Here is a 23,742-nt window from a genome sequence, read left to right as displayed (position 1 = left end):
CGCCGCGGCCCGCCGCGCCGGCGGAAGCCTGCCGGCCAAGGCCTGCAGTGCGTCCCCCGCGCGCGGGCCGCTGATGCGCACGACCGCGATGCCGGCGGGCAGCGCACCGCTCGACAGCGCGAAGATCGTCTGGGCCAGCGCCTTGCCGCTATCGGGGGGAATCGGCGTTGGTTTCATGACTGCTTGATCACCGCTCCCAGCATACGCCGGGATGGCGGATGGGTGGCATCCTCCTGGAGGCGGGCCCTAGGACTTCCCCTCGTCGGTCGGCTTCTTCTCCGCATTGCGTGCCGCGCCTTCCATGAAGCTCTGGAACAGTTTCAGGCCCGCCTGCCCCATCGGGGCGAGCTGCCGCGCGTAGTCCTGCAACTGGTCGGGATTGCTGACCCCTTTCATCGCCTTGGCCATCATGTCGACATAGACGTCGTTGGCCTTGCCGACGTCGGGGAGACCCATGAAGGTCCGGGCCTCCTCGGGCGTGCAGTCGATCTCGATATGGACCTTCATCGCGGTTCCTCCGTTGGGTCGGGAAACAAACTGGGTTTGGCATTCGCCGCGCGCAAGCGTTAAGCCCGGCCTACGCAGGTGCAACCGCGAAAGGAAGGGACGACGAAATGAGCGAGACCGCGACCATCGAGACACTGTCGGGCGAGCAGACCTTCAGCGCCTACGTCGCGCGGCCCGAGGGAACTCCGCGTGCGGCGATCGTCGTGATCCAGGAAATCTTCGGCGTGAACCCCGGCATCCGCCGCAAGTGCGATCGCTTGGCGGAGGCCGGCTATCTCGCGGTCGCGCCCGATCTGTTCTGGCGGATCGAGCCGGACGTCGAGCTCGACCCCGACGTCGATGCCGAATTCCAGCGCGCGCTCGAGCTGATGGGCAAGTTCGACCAGGACCAGGGCATCCGCGACATCGAGGCGGCGATCCACTGGATCCGGAGGAGCGAAGGCGTGCCGAAAGTCGGCGCGGTCGGTTACTGCCTCGGCGGGCGGCTCGCCTACATGACCGCGGCGCGCACCGACGTGGATGCCTCGGTCGGCTACTACGCGGTCGGGATCGACAACCTGCTGCGCGAGAAGCACGCCATCGCCAACCCGCTGATGCTGCACATCGCCGGCGACGACGGCTTCGTCGACCAGGCCACGCAGAAGGCGATGCACGAAGGGCTGGACGACCATCCCAAGGTCACGCTCCACGACTACCCCGGGCTCGACCACGGCTTCGCCACCGAAGTCGGCAAGCGCCGGAACGAGCAGGGCGCGACGCTGGCCGACGAGCGCACCGCGGAGTTCTTCGCCCGGCATCTCGGCTGAGAGGCGGCAGGCGATGATCAACCGCGCGTCCTGGCGCTTCTCCGGGCATGTCGCCGCGCGTTTTGTCGTCCCGGCGCTGCTGATCGTCGTGACCGCGCTGTTCGCCTGGTGGGAGCCGCTGCGCTGGGGCCTTATCCTCACCCTCCCCCTGCTGGCGATCGCCGCGTGGGACTTCTTCCAGAAGAAGCACACCCTGCGGCGCAACTACCCGCTGCTCGCGCGGGTGCGGTGGATCATGGAGGATCTGCGCCCCTACGCCCGCGCCTACGTGATCGAGGGCGATCTCGAAGGCCGCCCGTTCAACCATGACGAGCGCGCGCTGGTCTACGCCCGCTCCAAGGGCGAGCTCGACTCGCATCCCTTCGGCACCGAGCTCGACGTCTATTCGGACGAATACGAGTGGCTCGCCCATTCGATCGTGCCGAACGAGGCGGCGCCTTCGGACTGGCGGGTGGACGTCGGCGGGCCGCAATGCGCGCGGCCCTACTCCGCCTCGCTGCTCAACATCTCCGCAATGAGCTTCGGGTCGCTCTCGGCCAACGCGATCCTCGCGCTCAACAAGGGCGCGGCGGCCGGCGGGTTCTACCACGACACCGGGGAAGGCGGCATCTCGCGCTATCACCGCGAGCACGGCGGCGACCTCGTGTGGGAGATCGGCAGCGGCTACTTCGGCTGCCGCGACGGCGACGGCCGGTTCGACCCCGCGCGCTTTGCCGACATGGCGCAGATCGATCAGGTCAAGATGATCGAGATCAAGCTCAGCCAGGGCGCCAAGCCGGGCCACGGCGGCGTCCTGCCCGCCGCGAAAGTGAGCCAGGAGATCGCCGCCGCGCGCGGGATCCTGCCGCACAAGGACTGCATCTCCCCCGCGGGCCACTCCACGTTCTCGACCCCGATCGGCCTGCTCGAATGGGCGGCGCAACTGCGCGACCTCTCGGGCGGAAAGCCGGTCGGGATCAAGCTCTGCGTCGGCAAGCCGCACGAGGTCTTCGCCGTGATGAAAGCCATGCGCGAAACGGGCATCCGGCTCGACTATATCGTGGTCGACGGGGCCGAGGGCGGCACCGGCGCGGCGCCGGTCGAGATGTCGAACCGGATCGGTATGCCGCTGCGCGAAGGGCTGATCCTGCTGCGCAACGCGCTGGTCGGCTGCGGGCTGCGGGACGAGATCCGGCTGTCCGCCGCCGGCAAGGTCCATTCGGGTGCCGGCATGGCGATGAAGTTCGCGCTCGGCGCCGACTGGTGCAACGCCGGGCGCGCCTTCATGTTCGCGCTCGGCTGCGTCCAGTCGATGCGCTGCCACGACGACACCTGCCCCACCGGCGTCGCGACGCAGGATGCGACGCGGCAGCGCGGGCTGGTGGTGATGGACAAGTCGGAGCGGGTCACGCGCTTCCACCGCCACACGCTCCACGCCCTGCGCGAGATGGTCGTCGCCATGGGGCTGGAGAATCCGTGGCAGATCGAACCGTGCGACTTGTCCGAACGGCAGAACAGCGCCCGCTCCGACGCGATCGACCACATCTACAATTTCCTCGAACCCGGGGAGCTGCTGGCGGAACCGGGCGGCACGCAATATGCCCGCGACTGGCGCATCGCCCGCGCCGACAGCTTCGCGAAGGCATTATGAACGAGCCCTCGGGGAGCACGCCCGCAGGCCTCGCCGCCTGGCACCGCGTGCTGGCGAACGGCAACCGGCCGGAGGAGCTGGCCGAGATCCTCGCGGACAATGCCGTGTTCCACTCGCCCGTCGTCCACACCCCGCAGGCCGGCAAGGCCACGGTCGTCGGCTACCTCGCCGCGGCTGGCCAGGTGCTCGGCGGCGAGCACTTCCGCTACGTGCGCGAACTGGTCGACGGCCGCGACGTGCTGCTCGAATTCGAGACGCAGATCGACGGCATCCACATCAACGGCGTGGACCTCATTCGCTTCGACGAGAGCGGAAAGATCATCGATTTCAAGGTGATGATCCGCCCGCTCAAGGCAATCAACAAAGTCTGGGAAGCTATGGCAGCCCAGCTCGGGCGCGCGTCAGGCTAGCCGTTCGAGGACAAAGTCCACGCGCTCCTTGGCGCTGACGAGCGGCAGGTCGACCGGCTCGTAGCCGCAGTCGCGCCAGGCGCCCGTCACCGCCGCATCGCTCGCCAGCGCGGCCTCCCAGTCCTGGATTCGCTCCTCGTCGGGCTGGTAGATCGCCTCCCACGGCGGGGCGCGGAACACCGGGCCGTCGTAGCGCAGCTCGCGGCAGGCGCGGTCGATGTCCTCGGGCACCGGCAGGCCTTCGAGCCGCAGGAAGCCGACGATATCGGGAAAGCCGCGGTCGAACACGGTGGGGCCCGGCCGCTCCTCGGCCGCGCGCCAGGCGGCAAGCTCCGCTTCGAACATCGCGCGCGCGAAGCCGGAGGGATCGTCCGCCCGCAAGGCCATCCCGCCGGCCTCGCGCAGGATCGCGCGCGCAACCTCGGGCTCGGTCGCAATCCCGCGCCGTGCCAGCGCCTCGAGCAGCGTCGACTTGCCCGTGCCGGGACCGCCGGTGATAACCGCGCGAGCCGGAACGGGCACAGCCGGCCTACTGGTTCATCGTCGCGAAGAAGTCCTCGTTGGTCTTGGAATCCTTCATCTTGTCGAGGAGGAATTCCATCGCATCGATCGTGCCCATCTGCATGAGGATGCGCCTGAGGACCCACATCTTGGAGAGCTTGTCCTTCTCGACCAGCAGCTCTTCCTTGCGGGTGCCGGACTTGCCGACGTCGAGCGAGGGGAAGATCCGCTTGTCGGAGACCTTGCGGTCGAGCACGATCTCCGAATTGCCGGTGCCCTTGAACTCCTCGAAGATGACCTCGTCCATGCGGCTGCCGGTGTCGATCAGCGCGGTGGCGATGATCGACAGGCTGCCGCCTTCCTCGATGTTGCGCGCCGCGCCGAAGAAGCGCTTGGGCCGCTGGAGCGCGTTGGCGTCGACGCCGCCGGTCAGGACCTTGCCCGAGCTCGGCACGACGGTGTTGTAGGCGCGGCCGAGGCGGGTGATCGAATCGAGCAGGATCACGACATCCTTCTTGTGCTCGACCAGGCGCTTGGCCTTCTCGATCACCATTTCGGCGACCTGCACGTGGCGCGTGGCGGGCTCGTCGAAAGTCGAGGAAATGACCTCGCCGTTCACGCTGCGCTGCATGTCGGTCACTTCCTCCGGCCGCTCGTCGACGAGCAGGACCAGCAGGAAGACTTCCGGATGGTTGTCGGTGATCGCCTTGGCGATGTTCTGCATCAGCACGGTCTTGCCGGTGCGCGGCGGGGCGACGATCAGCGCGCGCTGGCCCTTGCCCTGCGGGCTGATGATGTCGATCACCCGCGCGCTCTTGTCCTTCACGGTCGGGTCGAGCGTGTCGAGATTGAGCTTCTCGTCCGGATAGAGCGGCGTCAGGTTGTCGAAGTTGGTCCGGTGGCGGACCGCATCGGGATCGTCGAAATTGACCTTGGTGAGGCTGGTGAGCGCGAAATAGCGTTCGCCGTCCTTCGGCGCGCGGATCTCGCCTTCGACCGTGTCGCCGGTCCTCAGGCCCCATTTGCGGATCTGGTTGGGGGAGACGTAGATGTCGTCGGGGCCGGCGAGGTAGTTCGCCTCGGGACTGCGGAGGAAGCCGAAGCCGTCCTGCAGCACCTCGATCGTGCCCACGCCCATGATCTTCTCGTCGTACTCGTCGTCCTCCGCCAGCTCGCGCAGGATGCAGAACATCAGGTCCTGCCGGCGCATGGTGGAGGCGCCCTCGACGCCAAGTTCCTCGGCCATCGACACCAGGTCGGCCGGGGGTTTCTGCTTCAGTTCTTTCAAATGCATTGTGTTCGTTCCGTGGTGGAATGGCCGGCAGGTCGATATGGGCTTGGAGAAAGCAGACCCGGCACCGCTTGACCGCGGGGCCTCAGCCGGAAGAGAACTTCGAAATAAACCCGTGCCGCCGCGCCGTCAATTCGCTTTGCGCAAGTTCCGCGCCGGCCGGTCCGGCAATCAGAACGGGCGGACGATCACCAGCACGACGATCAGCGCCACGGCGATCCCCGGCACTTCGTTGAGCAGCCGCAGCTTGCGCCCCTCGAGCGGACGTTCGCCGCGCGCGAGTTTCTTCGCATAGGCCGCCATCCACCCGTGATAGCCCGACAGCGCGAGCACCAGCAGCAGCTTGGCGTGGAACCAGCCCTGGCTCCAGGCATCGACAGTGACGGCGAGCAGCAGGCCGAGCGCCCAGACGACCAGGATCGAGGGCAGGAGGATGATCTTCAGCAGGCGACGCTCGCGCTCCACCCAGGCGGTGTCCTCGGCCGATCCGGGCGCCGATTCCTGGTGGTAGACGAAGAAGCGCGGCAGCATGAACAGGCCGGCCATCCAGAAGATCACGAAGATCAGATGGCCCGCCTTGAGCCAGTAGTAGGTCATGCCGAGGATGTCCTGCATGGGCGCGATGTAGAGGGTCGCGGGGCGGCCGTCACCCCCTCCATGCGCGAACGGTTTCGATCAGCGTCTCGACGTGGGCGATCGGCGTGTGCTGGCCGATCCCATGGCCGAGGTTGAAGACATGCGGCCGGTCGGCGAAGGCTTCGAGAATCGCCTGCGCCCCGCTCGCCAGCCGCTCCCCGCCCGCGAGCAGCAGCAGGGGGTCGAGGTTGCCCTGGACCGGCATGCCCGCCGGCAGTTCGCGCGCCACCCACGCAGGGTCGAGCGTCTCGTCCACCCCGACCGCGGCGACGCCGGTTTCCCGCGCATAGGCGGGCAGTTTCTCGCCCGAGCCCTTGGGGAAGCCGATCACCGGCAGGCCGGGGAACCGCTCGGCCATGGCGGCGGTCAGGGCCGCGTTGGGCGCGATCACCCAGCGCTCGAATTCGCGCGGGGCGAGGCTGCCGGCCCAGCTATCGAAAAGCTGCACCGCCTCGGCCCCGGCCTCGATCTGGCCGGCGAGATATTCGGTCGTGACCGCGACGATCGCGTCGATCAGCGCCTGGAACGCCGCGGGATCGCGGTAAGCCATCTCGCGCGCGGCATGCTGGTCGCGGCTACCCTCACCCGCCACCATGTAGGTCGCGACGGTCCACGGGCTGCCGGCAAAGCCGAGCAAGGTCGTCTCGGGCGAAAGCCGCGCGCGCACCTGCCGCACCGTTTCGTAGATCGGCGCAAGACGGCCCGGAACCGCCTCCAGGCTCGCCAGCGCGGTATCGACCAGCGGCGGCGAGAGCTTCGGCCCCTCCCCGGCGAGGAACTGCAGGTCCTGGCCCATGGCGTAAGGCACGATGAGAATATCGGAAAACAGGATCGCGCCGTCGAACCCGAAGCGCTCGATCGGCTGCAGCGTGACCTCGGCCGCGGCCTCGCTGTCGTAGACCAGCTCGAGGAAACCGCCCTTCTCGGCCCTCAGCGCGCGGTACTCGGGCAGGTAGCGGCCCGCCTGACGCATGAGCCAGAGCGGCACGTGCTCGCCGCGTTTCCCGCGCAGGGTTTCGAGGAGGAGACCGGGCATTCGAGAGAGTCCAATCCAAATAATATAGTTATTTAAATAGGATGATGGTGTTTGTTGGCCCTGTGGATATCGGGGACAGGCGCGCCCTGCCCGATTTCTCCCGGATTGAACAGGCCCGCCGGCTTCGCGACTCGCCCGCCCGCCGCGTCAACCGATCCTTATCCCCGCTGTCCCCAGCCTGTCGAAAAGCCGCGCGCCATGTCCACAAGGCCGGTGCGGAATGGCTGGTAGCGGGAACGAATTCCGCCGCCGAACTTGTCGCCAGCTTTCTCCCGTGGTTTATGCCGGCATTCTCCACAGCCGATCGCGCCCCAGAACATACACGCCCGGATGAGCCGCCTCCACCTCCATCTCGTCTCCGATTCCACCGGGGAAACGCTCGAAATGGTGGCCAAAGCCGCGCTTGCCCAGTTCGACGCGGCGGAAGTCGTGCGCCATTTCTGGCCCATGGTCCGCTCGCGCCAGCATCTCTCGCGCATCCTGCCCGATCTTGCCGACAATCCAGGTCTCGTGCTGTTCACGCTGGTCAATCCCGAGACGCGTGCGACGCTGGAGGAGCACTGCCGTCAGCTCGGCCTGCCGGCGGTGCCCGCGCTCGACGCGGTGACCGAAGCGCTCGAGGCGCAGCTCGGGCAGGAAGCGCACGGGCGCCCGGGCCGCCAGCATGCGATGGACGACGCCTATTTCCGCCGGGTCGACGCGATCCACTTCACGATCGCGCACGACGACGGGCTCGGGTGGGAGGACTGGGAGCAAGCCGACATCGTGCTCGCCGGCGTGTCGCGCTCGTCGAAGACGCCGACCAGCATCTATCTCGCCAACCGCGGATACAAAGTCGCCAACATTCCGCTGGTCATCGAAAGCCCGCCCCCGCCCGCCCTGTTCGCGCTGCGCCATCCGCTGGTCGTGGGCCTGACCACCGCGCCCGAGCGGCTGGTGCAGATCCGCCGCAACCGCCTGCTCACGCTCAACGAGACGGCCGAGACTTCCTACGTCGATGCCGAGCGGGTGCGCAGCGAGGTCCAGTTCGCCCGCCGCATGTTCGCCGACAACGGCTGGCCGGTGATCGACGTCACGCGCCGCTCGATCGAGGAGACCGCGGCGGCGATCATCCGCCTGCTGGGGGAACGGCCGAGCGATGGCGACGACATGGTCGCCGGATCGAAGCCGATATGACGCTGGTGCTGGCATCGAAGAGCGCCTCGCGCGCGGCCATGCTCGAGGCGGCGGGCGTCGCGTTCGAGGCGCGGCCGGCGCGCGTGGACGAGCGGGCGCTCGAAGCGCAGCTCGGCACCGCTCCGCCCGATCAGGTCGCCCTGGCGCTCGCCGAGGCCAAGGCGCTCGCCGTCGCGGAAGCCGAGCGCCCGGTGCTCGGCAGCGATTCGCTGGTCGTCGTCGGCGACCGGCGCTTCGACAAGCCCGCCAGCCGCGAGGAAGCGGCCGAGCACCTGCGCGCGTTCTCGGGCCGGGTCATGCATCTCCATTCCGCCGCGGCCATCGCCCGCGGCGGCTCGGTCGTCTGGCGCGAAACTTCACTCGCCATGCTTCACACGCGCAAGTTTACTGAAGATTTCATCCAGACCTACCTCAACACCGAATGGCCCGCAGTAAGCCACTGCGTCGGGGTGTTCCGGATCGAAGGCCCCGGCGTGCAACTGTTCGAACGGATCGAAGGCGACCAGTTTACCGTGCTCGGAATGCCGCTGCTCGCGGTGCTCGGCGCCTTGCGCGACATGGGGGAGCTGCCGCAATGAGCGCCGCCTATGCCGAAGTGATCGGCGATCCGATCGCGCAGTCGAAGTCGCCGCTCATCCACCGCTTCTGGATAGAAGGCGCCGGGCTCGATGCCGACTACCGCGCACACGGGGTGGCCGAAGGGGTGCTGGCCGACTACCTCGCGGCGCGGCGCACCGACCCAGCGTGGCGCGGGTGCAACGTGACGATGCCGCACAAGCAGGCGATCATTCCCCTGCTCGACCGGATCGATCCGCTCGCGGCGCGAGTCGGCGCGGTCAACACGGTGGTGCGCGAAGGTGACGCGCTGGCCGGTTACAACACCGACGTGGCCGGCTTCCTCGAACCGCTCGAAGGCATGCTCGGCGAACGGCACCTGTTCCGCATGGCGCGCGTGTTCGGCACCGGCGGGGCGACACGCGCGGTGATCACCGCCCTCGCCGACCACGGGTTCACGCTTGTTCTCGCCGGACGCGATCCGGGGAAGGCCCGCGCGCTGCTCGACGAGCTCGATCCGGGCGGCGAGCATCATGCAGTGGCGCTCGATCACTTCGCGCAGGCGACCGATTTCGCCTTCGACGACCGCGAGGGATGCTGCGACCTGCTGGTCAACACCACGCCGCTGGGCATGCGCGGCCAGGCGCCGCTCGCGTTCGACTTCAGCCACGCGCCGCCGGGATCGGTCGCCTACGACATCGTGACCGATCCGGTGGAGACCGACTTCCTGCAGCGCGCGCAGGCCGCAGGCTTCGGCACGATCGATGGCCTTTCGATGCTGATCGGGCAGGCGGCGGCCGCCTTCGTGCGCTTCTTCGGCACAACCGCGCCGCGCGAGCGCGATGGCGAACTGCGCGAAAGGCTCACGCAATGACCCGCCCGAGGATCGTCGGCCTCACCGGCTCGATCGGCATGGGCAAGTCGACCGTGGCCGCGATGTTCGAACGCGCCGGTGTGCCGGTGTTCGACGCCGATGCCGAAGTGCGGCGCATGCAGGGGCCGGACGGCCCGCTGGTCCCGGCGATCGAGGCCGCCTTTCCCGGCTCTACCGGACCCGACGGCGTCCGGCGCGAGGTGCTTGGCGCGCAGGTTTTCGGCGATCCGGCGGCGCTCGCCCGGCTGGAGGGAATCGTCCATCCCGCAGTCGCCGTGCGGCGCAAGGAATTCCTGGTCGAGCATGCGGGCGCCCCCCTGGTCGTGTTCGACATCCCGCTGCTGTTCGAGAAAGGCGGCTACGCGCAAGTCGACGCGATCGTCGTCGTCTCGGCGCCGGCCGACGTCCAGCGCGAGCGCGTGCTTCGGCGGCCGGGAATGACGGCTGAGAAGTTCACGCAGATCCTTGCGCTGCAAGTGCCCGACGAGGAAAAGCGCGCCCGTGCGGACCACGTGATCGACACCGGCCGACCGCTCGCCGAAACCGAGGCCGCGGTGCACGCGCTCGCCGCCGAACTGGCTCGTTAGCCCGGGTTAAAAAAGCGCCCGTCGCCCCTTGTCACTTGGCTGTCCGAAGCCGATAGATAAAGGGATGCGCGAAATCGTATTCGATACCGAAACCACCGGCCTCGACCCCCGCAGCGGGGACCGCCTGGTGGAAATCGGATGTGTCGAACTGATCAACCGCGTGCCCACCGGGCAGACCTTCCACGCCTACTTCAATCCGGAGCGGGACATGCCGGCCGGCGCCGAGGCCGTGCACGGGCTGTCGAGCGCCTTCCTGTTGGACAAGCCGCTGTTTCGCGACACGGTGGGCGCGGTGCTCGATTTCATCGCCGACTCGCCGCTCGTCGCGCACAATGCCGCATTCGATTTCGGTTTTCTCAATTCCGAACTCGCGCTGTGCGAGCGCGAGGCGGTGTGCATGACCCGGATGATCGATACCGTGGCGCTTGCGCGCAAGCGGCATCCGGGCGCCAAGCTTTCGCTCGACGCGCTGTGCACCCGCTACGGCATCGACCGCAGCCACCGCGTGAAGCACGGCGCGCTGCTCGACGCCGAACTGCTCGCGCAGGTCTACGTCGAACTGACCGGCGGCCGGCAGATCGGGCTCGCGCTCGCTGCGGAAACCGCCAGCGTCGGCATCGTCGCGATGCCGCGACACAGGCCCGTGGCGCGCGTGCGCCGCGAACCACGACCACATGCCGCGAGCCCGGAGGAACTCGCACGACACCAGGCGTTTATCGCCAAGATGACTTCGCCCCTCTGGGGTAGCTGACCGGGGCCGGGGGGTCTCGCCCAAGCAATGGAGAATGATCGCCGATGGATATCCGCATTTCTGGCCACCAGATGGAGACGGGCACCGCCCTGCAGGATCACGCCGCCGAGCGGCTGAACGCGATCGTCGAGAAGTATTTCAACCGAGCGCTCACCTCGCAGGTGACGTTCGGCAAGGCGCCCGCCGGGGCCTTCAGTTGCGACATCGTGACTCACGTGATGCAGGGCATGATCGTCAAGAGCCATGGCGAGGCGCAGGACGCGCACCAGGCGCTCGATCGCGCGGCCGAGAAGATCGACAAGCAGCTCCGCCGCTACAAGCGCCGCCTGCAGGACCGCCATTCGCAGGCCGTGCACGCGCTGCAGGAGGAAGAGGCCGCCTATACGATCTTCGCCCCGGTCGGCGAGGACGTGGAGGAGATCGAGGGCGACGAGCCACCGATGATCGTCGCCGAGACTACTGCCGACATCCCCGAGACGAGCGTGGCCGACGCGGTCATGATGCTGGACCTGCGCGACACGAACGCGATGTTCTTCAAAAACGCTGGCACCGGCCGACATAATATGGTCTACCGCCGCCGAGATGGCTCGATCGGCTGGGTCGAGCCCCGTTGACACCGCGGCGCGCGGACAGGCGCCGGCCACGGAAATCCGCCGGATCGCAAAGGCTTGCTACGGTCGATCGCGCCTCCGGCGCGCGACCTACTCGCCGGATCGCGGCATGCTGAACTGATTCGCAACCGAACGATGAACGTACATTTCAAGCTGATTCCCGAAGCATTCGTGCTGAGCGATGCCGGCACCAAGGCCGCGGTTCTGGGCGATCTCGCCCAGTGCTTCGCGCGCGCCTACGGCTTCGCCGCGCCCGACGTGCTGGAGGCGCTCGACGAGCGCGAGAAGCTCGGCAGCACCGGCTTCGGCCGGGGCGTCGCCATTCCGCACGCGCGCCTTGCAGGGATCAACCGGCCCGTCGCGGCCGTGCTCAAGCTGTCCGCCCCGGTCGACTTCGACGCGGCCGACGGCATGCCGGTGGAGCTCGCCTTCGGCCTGATCTCGCCCGAGAACGCCGGTGTTGCGCACCTCCACGCGCTGGCCGCCGTTTCGCGGCTGGTGCGCGACGAGGTGACCAACCGGATGCTGCTCGAGGCGACCGACACAGAGGCGCTGATCGCGTCGCTCACCGACGCCAGCGATCGTGACGTCGCCTGAGTCCTCGTCCGGCGCCGGCCCGCACTACCGAGCGCTCGAGGCGCTCTACCGCTCCGCGCCGGTCAATGCGCTGTTCGAATCGACGCTGGAGATCGTCGCCGAAGGGCGCTCGCGCATCGAATTCCTCGTGACCCCGGCTGCATACCACGCCGCCGGCGCGGCGCACGGGACGATCTATTTCAAGATGCTCGACGATGCCGCCTTCTACGCGGCGAACACGCTGATCACCGACCGCTTTCTGCTGACGACCTCGTTCAACCTCCATTTCACCAAGCCCGTGCGCGAAGGCAAAGTGACGGCTGAGGGACGCTGGATCAGCGGCCGGCGGCGCGTGCTGGTCGCCGAAGCGCGGCTGGTCGATGCCGAAGGCGAGGAGATCGGCCGCGGCACGGGCACATTCATGCGCTCGCGCATCGCGCTTTCCAGCCTCGCGGGCTATCGCCCCGACCAGGCCTGATCATGGACGGCCGGCTGCCCGCGCATTTGGAAGCAGCGGCGATTCTACGGCTCGCCGAATCGCTCGGCGGGTTCGGCACGGTTATCGAAAAAGGCGAACGCGACTCGGGCACCATTCTGCTGGTAACGATGTTTCGCGGCCAAGCGGCGCGCCTTTACGAAAAAATGCCGCAGCTCGACGGAACCCGCGCTTTCCTGCTCGTTCGCGAACAGAGCACTGATAATCCAGCGGAATTTTCAGAGTATTTGGCGCGGCGCAAGCGCCAGGACAGCGATATCTGGATTTTAGAGGCAGACATCGCGGACCCGGAACGGTTCGTCGCATCCTTGCCGCGTTAAGTTGACATCGAAACGCCGCCGACTATCTGGCCGCGCAACTACCGATGCGCAGGCGGCATGGGCGGCATTCGGCCGCGCGGCAGGCACGCAGACGGGGAACGGCCGGCAGGCCCACTCATCCGACCCATCCTTTAACGCGCTCCAACGCGATTCAGGTCCCAGCCTGCGACTGCGCTCGTTCACCGCCCAAATGTGACGGATCAATGAGTCGAAAGACCCGCCTCGCGTCGTTCGCGGCCATTGCCGCAATGACCAGTTTTACGATTGCCAGCGCCGAAGGTTCCGGCGCCAATGCCCAAGTGGGCGAGAACCCCCAGATTTCCGAACCGGTGCTGACCGAGGAGGTCGTTCCGGTCTTCGTCGAGAAGGAAGTGGTCCAGCCGCTTCCCGGCAGCGCCGCCGCGACGGCGCAGGATCTCACCAGTGCCGGCTCACTGCGCGAACTGGTCGCGCAGATCCCCGACCGCGGACAGCTTTCGCGCGAGATGGAATGCCTCGCCGGCGCGATCTACTTCGAATCGCGCGGCGAACCGCTCGCGGGCCAGCTTGCCGTGGCGCAAGTGGTGATCAACCGCGCCAATTCGGGCGTCTTCCCCTCGAGCTACTGCGGCGTGGTGTTCCAGCGCGCGCAGTTCTCCTTCGTGCGGGGCGGCGAGATGCCGCGTATTCCGCGTGGATCGGCCGCGTGGGAACGTGCCAAGGCCGTGGCGCACATCGCGCACGAAGGGCTGTGGGAAAGCGAAGCCGCGGACTCGCTCTATTTCCACGCGACTTACGTTAATCCGTCGTGGAGCCGCAGGAAGCAGGCGCGTGCCACCATCGACACGCACGTCTTCTACCGCTGATCCATGAGCGGGGGCCGACGCCCCCGCAGCCTCATGCCCGGTCGGCGATGTCGACCCATACCGGGGTGTGGTCGCTGGCCTTCTCGCGGCCCCGGTATTCCTTGTCGACCCCCGCTGCGGTCATGCGGTCCGCAAGTTCGGGGCTGAGCAGCAGGTGATCGATACGGAAGCCGTGGTCACGCTGCCAGGCGCCGGCCTGGTAGTCCCAGAAAGTCCAGACCCCGCCGCGCGGGTTCAGGGTGTCGAGCGCGTCGGTCCATCCGGCGGCGAGCAGCCGGCGGTAGGCGGCGCGCGATTCGGGCTGCATCAGCGCGTCGTTCGCCATCGCGCCGGGCGACCAGACATCCTTGTCGTCGGGAATGACGTTGAAGTCGCCGACGACCGCGCAGGGAATCTCCAACGCCCATAGCTCGGCCATGCGCGCGCGCAGCCGTTCCATCCAGGCGAGCTTGTAATCGAACTTGGGGCCGGGCTGCGGATTGCCGTTGGGCAAGTAGATGCAGGCGATCCGCACGCCGTTCACGTCGGCTTCGATGTAGCGCGCGTGCAAATCCTCCGGATCGCCGGGCAGCGTGCGCTGCGCCTCGATCGGCTGCACCCCGTCGGCGAGGATGGCGACGCCGTTGAAGCCCTTCTGGCCGTGCCAGATCGCCTTGTAGCCGATCTTCTCGAACGCGTCGGCGGGGAAGCCCTCGTCCTGGCTCTTGATCTCCTGCAGACAGGCGACGGTGGGGCGGGTTTCCTCGAGCCATTCGATCAGCCGCGGCAGGCGCGCCTTGATGCCGTTGATATTGAAGCTGGCGATTCTCAGAGCAACCTCCCGCACACGGTTGGGCGGAGCCTACCCGGCCCTGCCCTTTAAGGCTTCGCTAGAAGAAAATGCCGTGCTTCGAAAGCGCGGCGCGCGTCCGTGCGGGCCGCGGCGCTAGATTCCGAAGCTGGAGCCGCAGCCGCAACCGGCCGCGGCGTTGGGATTCTCGACCCGGAAGGCCGCGCCGCCCAGCGATTCCACGAAATCGACCGTGCTGCCCGCGACGAGGTCGAGGCTGACCGGATCCACCACCAGGCGCACCCCGTCGGTCTCGCTCACGTTGTCGCCCTCATCGGGCGCATCGGCGAGATCGAACTTGTACTGGAAGCCGGAGCAGCCACCCCCTTCCACCGAAAGCCGCAGAACGGCGGGCTTTGCCTGGCGTTCGGCGATCCATGCGATGCGCTTCGCGGCGGCGGGCGTGAGAGTCAGCGTGTGGGCCATGACGGCGATATGGGGATGCGGCGGCACGCGCTCAAGCGGTGCGGATATAGTCGCGCATCGCGGCTGCGTCGCGCTCGACCTCGTCGATCCGCGATTTGACCAGATCGCCGATCGAGATGAAGCCGCACATGATCTCCCCGTCGACCACCGGCAGGTGGCGCACGCGCCGCCGGGTCATCAGCGCCATCGCCTCGTCGACCTTCGTCGACGGCGCAACGGTGATCGCAGGTGCGGTCATCACCTCGCCCACGGTGCGGTCGAACGCCGCGGCCCCTTCCTTCGCCACGCAATAGAGTACGTCGCGCTCGGAGAAGATGCCCGCGACCCTGCCGCCTTCCATGACCGGCATGGCACCGATTCGGCGCTCCGCGAGCAGGGCGACGGCGTCGCGCATCCGGGTGGCCGCTTCGCACTGTACGATGTCGGCGCGTGCCCGGCCGACGATCAGGCTGGCAATGTCCATTTGTATCCGGCCTCCTTCGCTAGGATCGGAGAATGCCATGAATCGCGCGCCATTGCCAATCGGGAGGGGAATAGGCAGTTGGGGCGGGATGACATCCCGGTCTCCCCTCGACGATCCCGACAAGGCCGCTTTCGCGTGGGCCCGCTACAAGCGGCTGATGCGCGCAATGGTGCTCGTCACGCTGGCCGTAGTCGCGCTGGTCCTGGGCTACATCTATGTCACCGACAGCGCGCTCTCGATCCACTTCTACATTGCCACAGGGCTGGGCGTGGGCGTGGCGATGATGCTCACCGCCGCGTTGATGGGGCTGGTGTTCCTTTCGAGCGGGACCGGTCATGACGAAAGTATCGACGACCCGACGAACGACAAGTGGCGCGACTAGCCGCGCCGATCCCGCGCGCCCGGCAGCGGCCCGGGCGGTGGATCCCGCTATCCGGAAAAATCGTGAATTGGCGCGCGGGGCCCGACAGGCTAGCGAGGAAGCGATGACAGCGCCCGCAGCCCAGACCGCCCATCCGTCTTCGCGCTTCTTCGGCCTCTCTTCGTGGTCAGTCTTCGCACCGCTTGTCGCGCTTGCGGCCGTCCTGCTGGGCAAACCCGAAGGCCCCGCCCTCGCGGTGGTGGTCGGCATGCTGCTCTGCGCCGCGATTCTGGCGGCGGTCTACCATGCGGAGATCCTCGCGCACTATCTGGGCGAGCCGTTCGGCACGCTCGTGCTCGCGCTGGCGGTCACGATCATCGAAAGCTCGCTGATCGTCTCGATCATGCTGAGCGAGGGCGCGCAGGCCCAGGCGCTGGCGCGCGACACGCTGATCGCGGCGATCATGATCACGATCAACGGCATCATCGGCATCTGTCTTCTGGCCGGCGGCCGGCGGCATCACGAGCAGCGCTATACCCAGTCGGGCGTGAGCGCGGGCCTGGCCATGCTGGCGACGCTGTCGGTGCTGACGCTGATCCTGCCGAACTACACGACCAGCGCGAGCGGCGCCTTCTACAATTCGCAGCAGCTCGTGTTCGTGGCGATCATCTCGCTGCTGATCTACGCGACGTTCGTCGTCGCGCAGACGATTCGCCATCGCGACCATTTCCTGCATCACATTCCGGACGCGGACGACCATGCCCACGAAGCGCCGGTGACGCGTCCGAAGGCGCTGGCGGCGGCCGCCTTCATGCTGGTCGCACTGGTGGCCGTGGTGCTCCTGGCCAAGAATCTTTCGCCGCTGATCGAAATCGGCGTGGCGGCCATCGGCGCGCCGCGTGCGCTGGTCGGGATCATCATTGCCGCACTGGTGCTCGCGCCCGAAGGCTTCGCCGCGCTGCGGGCCGCGCGCGCCAATCGCGTGCAGACCAGTCTCAACCTCGCGATCGGCTCCGCCCTCGCCTCGATCGGGCTGACCATCCCCGCGGTCGCGACGGTGGCGCTGGTCCTGGGTCTCGATCTCGAACTCGGCCTGTCGATGCCTTCGATCGTGATCCTTGCCCTAACCCTGTTGGTCGCCGCGATAACGCTGGGCCGTGGACGCACCACCGTGGTCCAGGGCGTGATTCACCTGACGATCTTTGCGACCTTCCTGTTCATCACGATCGTGCCCTAGCCGGCGTCAGTTCCGGTAGAGCGCGTCCAGCCGCGGTTGGTAGCGTTCGCGGATCTTGTGCCGGCGGATCTTCATCGAGGGGGTCATCTCCTCGTTCTCGATCGTGAACGGCTCGTCGGCGAAGGCGAACTGGCGGACTTTCTCGATCACCGAAAGGTCCCGGTTCACCTCGTCGATCGCGGCGCGCACCGCGCTGCGGAAGGCGGGCAGCTCCTGCAGTTCCTTCATGTCGAACTTCACGTCGTTCGCACTGGCCCATTCGAGCGCCCATTCGGCGTCGGGTACGATCAGCCCGACGACGTAGGGGCGCCGGTCGCCGCTCACCATCGCCTGGGCGATCTCCTGCCGCAGGGTCAGCATGCCCTCGATCTTCTGTGGGGCGACGTTGTCGCCCTTGTCGTTGACGATCATGTCCTTCTTGCGGTCGGTGATGACGATCCGGCCTTTCTCGTCGAGATGGCCGATGTCGCCGGTGTGCAGCCAGCCGTCCTTGAGCGTGCGCCGCGTTTCGGCCTCGTTGCGCCAGTAGCCGTGCATGATGAGTTCGCCGCGGCAGAGGATCTCGCCGTCTTCGGCGATCTGGATCTCGACCCCGCGCAGCGGCGGGCCGACGGTGTGCATGGCGATGCCTGCGCTCGGGCGGTTGCAGCTTATCACCGGGCCCGCCTCGGTCTGGCCGTAGCCCTGGAGCATCGTCAGCCCCATGGCCTGGAAGAACACGCCGACATCGGGGTTGAGCGGAGCGCCCCCACTGACCATGGCCTTGATCCGGCCGCCGAAGCGCTGGCGGATCCTTGGCCGCAGCAGTCGCTCGAGGACGAAGTTGAGCGTCTTGTCGCCGAGACGGTAACGGCCTTCCGCCTGCCGCTCGCCGAGTGCGAGCGCGCGGTCCATCAGCGCCTTGGCCGCCCCGCCCTGCTTCTCCACCTGCTTCATGATCCGCTGGCGCAGGACTTCGAACAGGCGCGGGACGACGACCATGATCGTCGGGCGCGTTTCCTCGATATTGCTGGCGAGCTTCTCGAGCCCCTCGGCGTAGTAGATCTCCGCGCCCACCGCGATCGGCAGGAACTGGCCGCCGGTGTGCTCGTAGGCGTGGCTCAGCGGCAGGAACGAGAGGAAGCGCTCGTTGGCGTCGAGCCCGAAGTCGTTCGCCAGGATATCCGCCGCGCCGGCGACGTTGCACAGGATCGCGCCGTGGTGCTGCAGCACGCCGCGCGGCGCGCCGCCGGTGCCGCTGGTGTAGATGATGCAGGCGGTGTCGTCGCGGCCGACCGCGGCGATCCGCTCCTCCACCGCCTTGCGCGCGGCGGACGCATCGCCTGCAATCATCTTCGACCAGTCATGGCAGGCGAGATTGCCCTGCTGGTACTTGCGGATGCCGTCGATCGGGATGACGTGCTCGGCGATGCCGGTGCGCATGATCGCCGGGAGCAGCGGCTGCGAGAGCTTCTCGGTCGAAACGATCACCGCGCGGGCGCCCGAATTGTCGAGGATATGGACATGGTCGCGCTCGGTATTGGTGGTGTAGGCGGGCACCGTCACGCAGCCCGCCGCCATGATCGCGAGGTCGGCCAGGCACCATTCCGGGCGGTTCTCGGAGACCAGCATTACCCGGTCTCCCTGTTCCAGTCCCAGAGCGCGCAGGTTCTCGGCCAGCGAGCAGACCGTTTCGGCAGCCTCGCGCCAGCTCATCGTCTGCCATGCGCCGCTGCGCTTCACGCCCAGCATGGGCGCATCGCCCTTCGCATCGGCACGTTTCAGGAAGAGTTCGACGAGGTTGTTCGCCGAATCGATATCGGAAAGCTGCAAGTCTCTGGGCTCCTGCTCCCACGTCCGGCTTCATTGCGGCCGGTCGCCCGGATTACGCCGCCGCCGCGGTAGCGGCAAGCGTGCGATCGCCGTCAGGGCAGGATCAGCTTCGCCTCGACTCGCGGATCGCGCGCGGGAACCCAGCGTTCGCCCCTGCGCAGCACTGCGTTCCCCTTGACCCCCGCCTCGCGCACCGCGATCTCGCGGTGGCCGAGCGCCTTCAACTGCGGGATCGCGCCTTCGAGCCAGGTGCCCTCCTCCACCGTCACGCTGTCGCCGTAAGCCATGACGAAGGGCATGCCGAGCACCGCTTCCGCGCCCAGGCCGAAGTCGATCACGCCGATGATGCTGCGGGCGGTCTGCACCGGGATCGTGCTCCCGCCGGCGGCGCCGATCGCGAGCACGGGGCGGCCCTGCGGATCCCACACGACCATCGGCGACATCGAGCTGCGCGGGCGCTTGCCTGCCTCGACCCGGTTGACGACCGGGCGGCCATCGATTTCCGGCGCGCGGCTGAAGTCGGTCAACTCGTTGTTGAGGAAGAATCCGCCGGTCATGAGCCCCGAGCCGAAGGTGCTCTCGATGGTCGAGGTATAGCTGATCATCGTGTTCTGCGCGTCAACCACGGCGAAGTGGGAGGTGCCACGCTCCTCGAGCTCGTCGCCGTCCGCCAGCGCGGTCGACGCGCCCGCGGGCACGCCGGCGACGACCGCCTCGATCGTCGAGTCGGGATCGATCAGGGCGCTGCGCCGCGCGAGGTAATCGGGGTCGATCAAGCCCTGCACCGGGACAGAGACGAAATCGCTGTCGGCAATGTAGAGCTCGCGGTCGGCATAGGCGAGCCGTTGCGATTCGAGGAACAGGTGCCAGGTCACCGGGCTCTCGGCCCCGAGCGCGGACAGGTCGAAACGTTCGAGCTGGCCGAGGATCTGCAGCACGGCGATCCCGCCGGAGCTTGGCGGGCCCATGCCGCAGATGCGATAGGCGCGGTAGGTCCCGCAGACCGCCTCGCGCTCCTTCGCCTCGTAGGCGGCGAGATCGGCAGCGGTCATCGCACCCTTGCGCGGTGTCTCGGCGGCGACGGTCGCGGCGAGCGCCTCGGCCCGCGGGCCTTCGTAGAACGCCTCGGGGCCGGCAGCGGCGATCTCCTCCAACGTGCGGGCGAGCTCTTCGTTGACGACCAGGTGTCCGGCGGACTGCGGCCGGCCCGCGTCGTCGAAGAACAGCGCCCGTCCCGTCTCGGTCCATCCCGCGCGCTCGGCGGTCGAGGTCAGCGAGCCGTTGAGCCGCGGATTGATGCGGAAGCCTTCGCGCGCCAGCTCGATCGCCGGCTCGAACAGCGTGGCCCAGGGCAGCCGCCCGTGCTGCTCATGCGCCAGTGCGGCGAGCGCGATGTTGCCCGGAACGCCGACGCTGAGGCCGCTCTTCACCGACTCGGCGAAGGGCGGCACCGTGCCGCCGGGATTGAGGAACCAGTCCGGCGTGGCGCCGGCCGGTGCCGTTTCGCGCCCGTCGAAGGTCTCGACCGTTCCGTCCGCGGCGCCGCGCACCATGAAGCCGCCGCCGCCGATGCCGGAGCTCTGGGGCTCGACCACCGTCAGCGCCAGCATCGTCGCGATCGCCGCATCGGTGGCGCTGCCGCCGCGGCGCAGCATGGCCATGCCCGCTTCCTGCGCGCGCGGATCCGCGGCGCTGACCGTGCCGATGAAATCGGCCTCGCTCTCGGCGGGCGGAACGGTCGCGCATCCGGCGAGCGCGAGCAGGGCGGCGATGGGGGTGAGAACGGTGCGGAGCATGGCGCCGTGGCTATTCGCTCCCGACCGCCTCGGCAAGCGTGGCGAAGCCGTCGTGCAGCATCAGCCGCTCAAGCCCGCGCACGATTCGCCGCGCCAGGCCGGGCCCTTCGTAGACCAGGGCGCTGTAGAGCTGGACCAGGCTGGCGCCGGCCCGGATGCGTGCCCAGGCGTCCTCCGCGCTGCCGATCCCGCCCACGCCGATCAGCGGGATCGCCCCGCCGGTCGCTGCCCGGAAATCGCGCAGCCGCTGCTGCGCCAGGTCGCGCAAGGGCGCGCCCGACAGCCCACCCGTCTCGCCTGCATGGCGCGACGCGAGCGGCGGGCGCGAAATGGTCGTGTTCGAGACGATCAGCGCGCCAAGCCGCTTGTCGAGCGCGATCCGGGCGATCGCGCCGATGTCGGCAGGCTCGAGATCGGGCGCGACCTTGAGGAACACCGGCGGCCCCTCCACCGGGCGTGCGTCCAGCACGGCGTCGAGTAGCGCGACCAGCGCACCCTCGTCCTGCAAGGCGCGCAGACCAGGGGTGTTGGGGCTGGAGATATTGACCGTGAGGTAGCTCGCCAGCGGCGCGAAGCGGCGCGTGAGCAGGGCGTAGTCGGCGATCCGGTCGGCCGAATCCTTGTTCGCGCCGATATTGACGCCGACGATCCCGGGCCGGCCGGCGCGCTGGCGCAGCCGCGCCTCGGCCCCTTCCGCGCCTCCGTTGTTGAACCCCATGCGGTTGATCACCGCACGGTCCTCCGCCAGCCGGAATAGGCGCGGCCTGGGATTGCCTGGTTGCGCCAATGGGGTGATCGAGCCGACCTCGACGAACCCGAAGCCGAGGCCGAGCACAGCGTCGGGCACTTCGCCGTCCTTGTCGAACCCGGCAGCCATGCCGAGCGGATTGGGGAAGCGCAGCCCCGCCACCTCGGTCGCGAGCGGCCCAGGCGCCGGCGGTGTGCGTGCAGGGGAGAGCTTGAGCGCCGCGATCGTCGTGCGATGCGCGGTTTCGGGGTCGAGCGCGAAAAGCGCGGGGCGGGCAAGGCGGAACAGCATCGCCGGGCCTATGGCAAGCGCGCCGGGCCCTGTCGACTGTGCCGATCGGACGCATTGCGGGCCGCGCCTGCAAGGAAATTTCGTGAGCCGTTGTCGCATCCATACAATCGTGCACCGCCGACTCGCCCTAGAGGGGCGCTGCGACCCGAAGGCGCTCGGTGCAATGGTGCGCCGGGTTCCTTGCCTTTGCAGGGCGGCGTTCCATCGAGAGCGCCGCCCTCTTTTTTCGCCGGTCTGGCCATGGCGGGCAAATCGCGCCACAAGCCGGCCCGTCATTGAAGAAAAAGAGGGAGGTCGCTCATGACGACGAGGATTCTGGGAGTTTCGCTGCTGGCACTGGCGCTGGGGGGATGCGCCGCCACCGGAGAGGAACCGCGCACGACGCAGGTGGCCGGCTCCGAGACCGCGGCGACGCGGCCCGCGTCCGACATAGGAACGCTGTTCGAGCGCTATGACGAGGCGCAACTGGCGCTCTCGCCGCTCGGCAAGGCCTATCGCGGCATTCGCGATTCGGACTACGACGACTGGGGCGACTTCTCCGATGCGGCCGAAGTGCGCGAGCAAGAGCTGCTCCAGAAGACCGCCGCGACCATGCGCGAGAACTTCGATCCCGCGACGCTGCCGGAACAGGATGCGCTCAGCTACCGCCTGTTCGATGCCATGGCGAAGCGCAGCGCCACGCTCTTCCCCTACCGCGAGTACGGCTACGTCTTCGACCAGATGAACGGCGCGCAGAGCGGGTTGCCTGCGTTCCTGATCAATATCCACTCGGTCGCCGACGAGGCGCAGGCGCGCGCCTACGTCAGCCGCATCGAAGGGCTCGGCCCCGTGCTCGATACGCTGATCGCCGAATCGCGCGAGCGGGCGGCGAACGGCGTCATGCCTCCCGACTGGGTCTATCCCTACGTCATCTCCGACATCGAGAACCTCCTGAATGCGGGCGAGGAGAATGCGATTCTGGTCGACTTCGCCGGCAAGGCGAAGGCGCTGGAACTCGACGCGGCGAAAGAGGCCGAGCTGATTTCGGCGGCGCAGCGCGCGTGGGAGAATTCGGCCGCACCCGCATATCAGCGGCTGCTCGCCGAGATGAAGCGCCAGCAGGCGAATGCGCCGACCGACGACGGCATTTGGCGCCTGCCCGAAGGTGCGGCCTATTACGAAGCGCTGCTCAAGAACTACACCACGACGGATCTAACCGCCGACCAGATCCACCAGATCGGCCTCGACAACGTCGCGCGCATTCATGGCGAGATGCGCGCGATCATGCAGCAGGTCGGATTCGACGGCACGCTGCAGGAGTTCTTCGAGCACGTCCGCACCGATCCGCGTTTCTATTACGACACGCGCGAGGAGTACCTGGCCGACGTGGAGAAGTACCGCGTGACGATGGAAGCCGCGCTGCCGCAGTATTTCTCCACGCTGCCGGAAGATCCGCTGACGGTGAAGCCGGTCGAGGCGTTCCGCGAGAAGAGCGCGGGCAAGGCGTTCTACTCGCGCCCGGCGCCCGACGGCTCGCGCCCGGGCACCTACTACGTCAATCTCTACAATCTGAAGGACATGTCGAAGAACGAGCTCGAGGCTCTGTTCTACCATGAGGGGCTGCCGGGCCATCACCTGCAGCTTTCGATCCAGACGCAGCTCGGCGACGTGCCGCCCTTCCGCCGCTTCGGCGGGGTCACCGCCTATACCGAAGGCTGGGGCCTCTATGCCGAGGAACTGGGCAAGGACATGGGCTTCTACACCGATCCCTATTCGGACTTCGGCCGGCTGGGGATGGAGCTGTGGAGAGCCTGTCGACTGGTCGTGGATACCGGCATCCACCACAAGCGCTGGAGCCGCGAGCAGGCGATCCAGTACCTGACGGACAACACACCCAATCCCGAAGGCGACATCCGCAAGGCGATCGAGCGCTACGTCGTCTACCCCGGTCAGGCGACCGCCTATATGATCGGCAAGCTCAAGATCATGGAACTGCGCGAGCGGGCGAAAACGGAACTGGGCGCGGAGTTCGACATTCGCGGCTTCCACGATGCGATTCTCCGCACCGGCCCGGTGCCGCTCTCGATCATGGAGGAGAACGTTGCGGCCTGGATCGCGGCGGAGAAGGCGAGCTAGCTAGCCTCCCTCTACGGGGAGTTTGCTAACGACTCGCAACTGGCGATTTCCGGTTG

27 protein-coding genes and 1 pseudogene are annotated in these 23,742 nt (G+C 67.7%); 16 read left to right on the top strand and 12 right to left on the bottom strand.

Annotation, left to right across the window (positions count from 1 at the left end; genetic code table 11):
- Positions 1-138, bottom strand: a pseudogene (locus AC3A5N_RS11510) (tRNA uridine-5-carboxymethylaminomethyl(34) synthesis GTPase MnmE); the annotation flags it as partial.
- A gap of 108 nt (positions 139-246) precedes the next feature.
- Complete coding sequence (locus AC3A5N_RS11505; RefSeq protein ID WP_129525012.1) at positions 247-507, bottom strand: DUF6489 family protein; 261 nt, start codon at positions 505-507, stop codon at positions 247-249.
- A 107-nt stretch (positions 508-614) separates the two neighbouring features.
- Between AC3A5N_RS11505 and AC3A5N_RS11500 the strand changes: the two genes are divergently transcribed.
- Genes AC3A5N_RS11500 through AC3A5N_RS11490 form a run of 3 tightly spaced genes read left to right on the top strand, consistent with a single transcriptional unit; the run spans position 615 to position 3,353 of the window.
- Positions 615-1,313, top strand: a complete 699-nt coding sequence (locus AC3A5N_RS11500; protein ID WP_487737463.1) for a dienelactone hydrolase family protein — start codon at positions 615-617, stop codon at positions 1,311-1,313.
- 13 nt (positions 1,314-1,326) lie between these two features.
- Positions 1,327-2,943 (top strand): FMN-binding glutamate synthase family protein, encoded by a 1,617-nt coding sequence (locus AC3A5N_RS11495; protein ID WP_487737462.1) that lies wholly within the window; start codon positions 1,327-1,329, stop codon positions 2,941-2,943.
- Complete coding sequence (locus AC3A5N_RS11490; RefSeq protein WP_487737461.1) at positions 2,940-3,353, top strand: nuclear transport factor 2 family protein; 414 nt, start codon at positions 2,940-2,942, stop codon at positions 3,351-3,353. The genes AC3A5N_RS11495 and AC3A5N_RS11490 overlap by 4 nt, the downstream gene beginning before the upstream one ends.
- Here AC3A5N_RS11490 and AC3A5N_RS11485 read toward each other — a convergent pair.
- From AC3A5N_RS11485 to hemE, 4 genes are all read right to left on the bottom strand, one after another.
- Positions 3,345-3,875, bottom strand: coding sequence for an AAA family ATPase (locus AC3A5N_RS11485; RefSeq protein WP_487737460.1), 531 nt, complete (start codon positions 3,873-3,875; stop codon positions 3,345-3,347). The genes AC3A5N_RS11490 and AC3A5N_RS11485 overlap by 9 nt on opposite strands.
- Before the next feature lie 7 nt (positions 3,876-3,882).
- Complete coding sequence (gene rho, locus AC3A5N_RS11480) at positions 3,883-5,148, bottom strand: transcription termination factor Rho (RefSeq protein ID WP_487737459.1); 1,266 nt, start codon at positions 5,146-5,148, stop codon at positions 3,883-3,885.
- Between the two features lie 168 nt (positions 5,149-5,316).
- Positions 5,317-5,760 carry a CopD family protein gene (locus tag AC3A5N_RS11475; protein WP_487737458.1) on the bottom strand — a complete coding sequence of 148 codons (444 nt, stop codon included), beginning with the start codon at positions 5,758-5,760 and terminating at the stop codon, positions 5,317-5,319.
- Between the two features lie 31 nt (positions 5,761-5,791).
- Positions 5,792-6,817 carry a uroporphyrinogen decarboxylase gene (gene hemE, locus AC3A5N_RS11470; RefSeq protein WP_487737457.1) on the bottom strand — a complete coding sequence of 342 codons (1,026 nt, stop codon included), beginning with the start codon at positions 6,815-6,817 and terminating at the stop codon, positions 5,792-5,794.
- A gap of 330 nt (positions 6,818-7,147) precedes the next feature.
- Between hemE and AC3A5N_RS11465 the strand changes: the two genes are divergently transcribed.
- From AC3A5N_RS11465 to AC3A5N_RS11420, 10 genes are all read left to right on the top strand, one after another.
- Positions 7,148-7,993: a pyruvate, water dikinase regulatory protein gene (locus tag AC3A5N_RS11465; RefSeq protein ID WP_487737456.1), complete on the top strand. Its 846-nt coding sequence runs from the start codon at positions 7,148-7,150 to the stop codon at positions 7,991-7,993.
- Positions 7,990-8,571, top strand: coding sequence for a Maf family protein (locus AC3A5N_RS11460; RefSeq protein ID WP_487737455.1), 582 nt, complete (start codon positions 7,990-7,992; stop codon positions 8,569-8,571). The genes AC3A5N_RS11465 and AC3A5N_RS11460 overlap by 4 nt, the downstream gene beginning before the upstream one ends.
- Entirely contained in the window at positions 8,568-9,422 is an 855-nt protein-coding gene (locus AC3A5N_RS11455) for a shikimate dehydrogenase family protein (RefSeq protein ID WP_487737454.1), read from the top strand. The genes AC3A5N_RS11460 and AC3A5N_RS11455 overlap by 4 nt, the downstream gene beginning before the upstream one ends.
- Positions 9,419-10,009 (top strand): dephospho-CoA kinase, encoded by a 591-nt coding sequence (gene coaE / locus AC3A5N_RS11450; protein ID WP_487737453.1) that lies wholly within the window; start codon positions 9,419-9,421, stop codon positions 10,007-10,009. Before AC3A5N_RS11455 ends, coaE begins: the two co-directional genes overlap by 4 nt.
- Before the next feature lie 64 nt (positions 10,010-10,073).
- Entirely contained in the window at positions 10,074-10,760 is a 687-nt protein-coding gene (gene dnaQ, locus AC3A5N_RS11445; RefSeq protein ID WP_487737452.1) for a DNA polymerase III subunit epsilon, read from the top strand.
- Between the two features lie 44 nt (positions 10,761-10,804).
- Positions 10,805-11,374, top strand: coding sequence for a ribosome hibernation-promoting factor, HPF/YfiA family (hpf, locus tag AC3A5N_RS11440; RefSeq protein ID WP_487737451.1), 570 nt, complete (start codon positions 10,805-10,807; stop codon positions 11,372-11,374).
- A gap of 132 nt (positions 11,375-11,506) precedes the next feature.
- Positions 11,507-11,968 carry a PTS sugar transporter subunit IIA gene (locus AC3A5N_RS11435; RefSeq protein ID WP_487737450.1) on the top strand — a complete coding sequence of 154 codons (462 nt, stop codon included), beginning with the start codon at positions 11,507-11,509 and terminating at the stop codon, positions 11,966-11,968.
- Positions 11,955-12,425 carry a PaaI family thioesterase gene (locus tag AC3A5N_RS11430; protein ID WP_487737449.1) on the top strand — a complete coding sequence of 157 codons (471 nt, stop codon included), beginning with the start codon at positions 11,955-11,957 and terminating at the stop codon, positions 12,423-12,425. The genes AC3A5N_RS11435 and AC3A5N_RS11430 overlap by 14 nt, the downstream gene beginning before the upstream one ends.
- 2 nt (positions 12,426-12,427) lie before the next feature.
- Positions 12,428-12,763 (top strand): DUF1491 family protein, encoded by a 336-nt coding sequence (locus tag AC3A5N_RS11425; protein ID WP_487737448.1) that lies wholly within the window; start codon positions 12,428-12,430, stop codon positions 12,761-12,763.
- 248 nt (positions 12,764-13,011) lie between these two features.
- A complete protein-coding gene (locus tag AC3A5N_RS11420; RefSeq protein WP_487737447.1) occupies positions 13,012-13,608 on the top strand; it encodes a cell wall hydrolase in 597 nt (198 codons plus the stop codon).
- A gap of 31 nt (positions 13,609-13,639) precedes the next feature.
- Here AC3A5N_RS11420 and xth read toward each other — a convergent pair whose 3' ends face one another.
- The 3 genes from xth to AC3A5N_RS11405 all read right to left on the bottom strand — a co-directional run bounded on the left by xth (position 13,640) and on the right by AC3A5N_RS11405 (position 15,326).
- A complete protein-coding gene (xth, locus tag AC3A5N_RS11415) occupies positions 13,640-14,419 on the bottom strand; it encodes an exodeoxyribonuclease III (RefSeq protein WP_487737470.1) in 780 nt (259 codons plus the stop codon).
- A 114-nt stretch (positions 14,420-14,533) separates the two neighbouring features.
- The gene (gene erpA, locus AC3A5N_RS11410; RefSeq protein WP_487737446.1) at positions 14,534-14,863 is read right to left on the bottom strand and encodes an iron-sulfur cluster insertion protein ErpA; all 330 of its coding nucleotides are present in this window, start codon (positions 14,861-14,863) and stop codon (positions 14,534-14,536) included.
- 31 nt (positions 14,864-14,894) lie between these two features.
- Positions 14,895-15,326 carry a CBS domain-containing protein gene (locus tag AC3A5N_RS11405; RefSeq protein ID WP_487737445.1) on the bottom strand — a complete coding sequence of 144 codons (432 nt, stop codon included), beginning with the start codon at positions 15,324-15,326 and terminating at the stop codon, positions 14,895-14,897.
- 88 nt (positions 15,327-15,414) lie between these two features.
- Here AC3A5N_RS11405 and AC3A5N_RS11400 point away from each other — a divergent pair, with 88 nt between their 5' ends.
- Positions 15,415-15,708, top strand: coding sequence for a hypothetical protein (locus tag AC3A5N_RS11400; RefSeq protein WP_487737444.1), 294 nt, complete (start codon positions 15,415-15,417; stop codon positions 15,706-15,708).
- A gap of 103 nt (positions 15,709-15,811) precedes the next feature.
- Positions 15,812-16,924 (top strand): calcium:cation antiporter, encoded by a 1,113-nt coding sequence (locus tag AC3A5N_RS11395; protein WP_487737443.1) that lies wholly within the window; start codon positions 15,812-15,814, stop codon positions 16,922-16,924.
- Positions 16,925-16,930: 6 nt separating this feature from the next.
- Here the strand turns inward: AC3A5N_RS11395 and AC3A5N_RS11390 are convergent, their stop codons facing one another.
- The 3 genes from AC3A5N_RS11390 to AC3A5N_RS11380 form a co-directional block, all read right to left on the bottom strand.
- On the bottom strand, positions 16,931-18,736 hold the full coding sequence (locus AC3A5N_RS11390; protein WP_487737442.1) for an AMP-dependent synthetase/ligase: 1,806 nt from the start codon (positions 18,734-18,736) through the stop codon (positions 16,931-16,933).
- Positions 18,737-18,828: 92 nt separating this feature from the next.
- A complete protein-coding gene (gene ggt, locus AC3A5N_RS11385) occupies positions 18,829-20,532 on the bottom strand; it encodes a gamma-glutamyltransferase (protein WP_487737441.1) in 1,704 nt (567 codons plus the stop codon).
- 10 nt (positions 20,533-20,542) lie between these two features.
- Entirely contained in the window at positions 20,543-21,571 is a 1,029-nt protein-coding gene (locus tag AC3A5N_RS11380) for a quinone-dependent dihydroorotate dehydrogenase (RefSeq protein ID WP_487737440.1), read from the bottom strand.
- Between the two features lie 300 nt (positions 21,572-21,871).
- On the opposite strand from AC3A5N_RS11380, the gene AC3A5N_RS11375 reads away from it, so the two are divergent.
- Positions 21,872-23,686 carry a DUF885 domain-containing protein gene (locus tag AC3A5N_RS11375; protein WP_487737439.1) on the top strand — a complete coding sequence of 605 codons (1,815 nt, stop codon included), beginning with the start codon at positions 21,872-21,874 and terminating at the stop codon, positions 23,684-23,686.
- The last annotated feature ends 56 nt before the right edge of the window (positions 23,687-23,742 follow it).

Source organism: Pelagerythrobacter sp. Soil_C_18, from assembly GCF_057657235.1.
The sequence above is the reverse complement of the archived record's forward strand: the minus strand, read 5'-3'. Positions and strand labels throughout refer to the sequence as shown.

What these genes read in the sequence shown, in the direction of transcription:
- AC3A5N_RS11380 (WP_487737440.1), bottom strand. Translation starts at nt 21,571, where the DNA reads ATGCTGTTCCGCCTTGCCCGCCCCGCGCTTTTCGCGCTCGACCCCGAA.
- AC3A5N_RS11500 (WP_487737463.1), top strand. Translation starts at nt 615, where the DNA reads ATGAGCGAGACCGCGACCATCGAGACACTGTCGGGCGAGCAGACCTTC.
- AC3A5N_RS11395 (WP_487737443.1), top strand. Translation starts at nt 15,812, where the DNA reads ATGACAGCGCCCGCAGCCCAGACCGCCCATCCGTCTTCGCGCTTCTTC.
- AC3A5N_RS11455 (WP_487737454.1), top strand. Translation starts at nt 8,568, where the DNA reads ATGAGCGCCGCCTATGCCGAAGTGATCGGCGATCCGATCGCGCAGTCG.
- AC3A5N_RS11460 (WP_487737455.1), top strand. Translation starts at nt 7,990, where the DNA reads ATGACGCTGGTGCTGGCATCGAAGAGCGCCTCGCGCGCGGCCATGCTC.
- dnaQ (WP_487737452.1), top strand. Translation starts at nt 10,074, where the DNA reads ATGCGCGAAATCGTATTCGATACCGAAACCACCGGCCTCGACCCCCGC.
- AC3A5N_RS11495 (WP_487737462.1), top strand. Translation starts at nt 1,327, where the DNA reads ATGATCAACCGCGCGTCCTGGCGCTTCTCCGGGCATGTCGCCGCGCGT.
- AC3A5N_RS11435 (WP_487737450.1), top strand. Translation starts at nt 11,507, where the DNA reads ATGAACGTACATTTCAAGCTGATTCCCGAAGCATTCGTGCTGAGCGAT.
- AC3A5N_RS11505 (WP_129525012.1), bottom strand. Translation starts at nt 507, where the DNA reads ATGAAGGTCCATATCGAGATCGACTGCACGCCCGAGGAGGCCCGGACC.
- AC3A5N_RS11490 (WP_487737461.1), top strand. Translation starts at nt 2,940, where the DNA reads ATGAACGAGCCCTCGGGGAGCACGCCCGCAGGCCTCGCCGCCTGGCAC.
- hpf (WP_487737451.1), top strand. Translation starts at nt 10,805, where the DNA reads ATGGATATCCGCATTTCTGGCCACCAGATGGAGACGGGCACCGCCCTG.
- ggt (WP_487737441.1), bottom strand. Translation starts at nt 20,532, where the DNA reads ATGCTCCGCACCGTTCTCACCCCCATCGCCGCCCTGCTCGCGCTCGCC.
- AC3A5N_RS11375 (WP_487737439.1), top strand. Translation starts at nt 21,872, where the DNA reads ATGACGACGAGGATTCTGGGAGTTTCGCTGCTGGCACTGGCGCTGGGG.
- AC3A5N_RS11465 (WP_487737456.1), top strand. Translation starts at nt 7,148, where the DNA reads ATGAGCCGCCTCCACCTCCATCTCGTCTCCGATTCCACCGGGGAAACG.
- AC3A5N_RS11405 (WP_487737445.1), bottom strand. Translation starts at nt 15,326, where the DNA reads ATGGACATTGCCAGCCTGATCGTCGGCCGGGCACGCGCCGACATCGTA.
- AC3A5N_RS11475 (WP_487737458.1), bottom strand. Translation starts at nt 5,760, where the DNA reads ATGCAGGACATCCTCGGCATGACCTACTACTGGCTCAAGGCGGGCCAT.
- AC3A5N_RS11425 (WP_487737448.1), top strand. Translation starts at nt 12,428, where the DNA reads ATGGACGGCCGGCTGCCCGCGCATTTGGAAGCAGCGGCGATTCTACGG.
- rho (WP_487737459.1), bottom strand. Translation starts at nt 5,148, where the DNA reads ATGCATTTGAAAGAACTGAAGCAGAAACCCCCGGCCGACCTGGTGTCG.
- erpA (WP_487737446.1), bottom strand. Translation starts at nt 14,863, where the DNA reads ATGGCCCACACGCTGACTCTCACGCCCGCCGCCGCGAAGCGCATCGCA.
- AC3A5N_RS11420 (WP_487737447.1), top strand. Translation starts at nt 13,012, where the DNA reads ATGACCAGTTTTACGATTGCCAGCGCCGAAGGTTCCGGCGCCAATGCC.
- hemE (WP_487737457.1), bottom strand. Translation starts at nt 6,817, where the DNA reads ATGCCCGGTCTCCTCCTCGAAACCCTGCGCGGGAAACGCGGCGAGCAC.
- coaE (WP_487737453.1), top strand. Translation starts at nt 9,419, where the DNA reads ATGACCCGCCCGAGGATCGTCGGCCTCACCGGCTCGATCGGCATGGGC.
- AC3A5N_RS11400 (WP_487737444.1), top strand. Translation starts at nt 15,415, where the DNA reads ATGACATCCCGGTCTCCCCTCGACGATCCCGACAAGGCCGCTTTCGCG.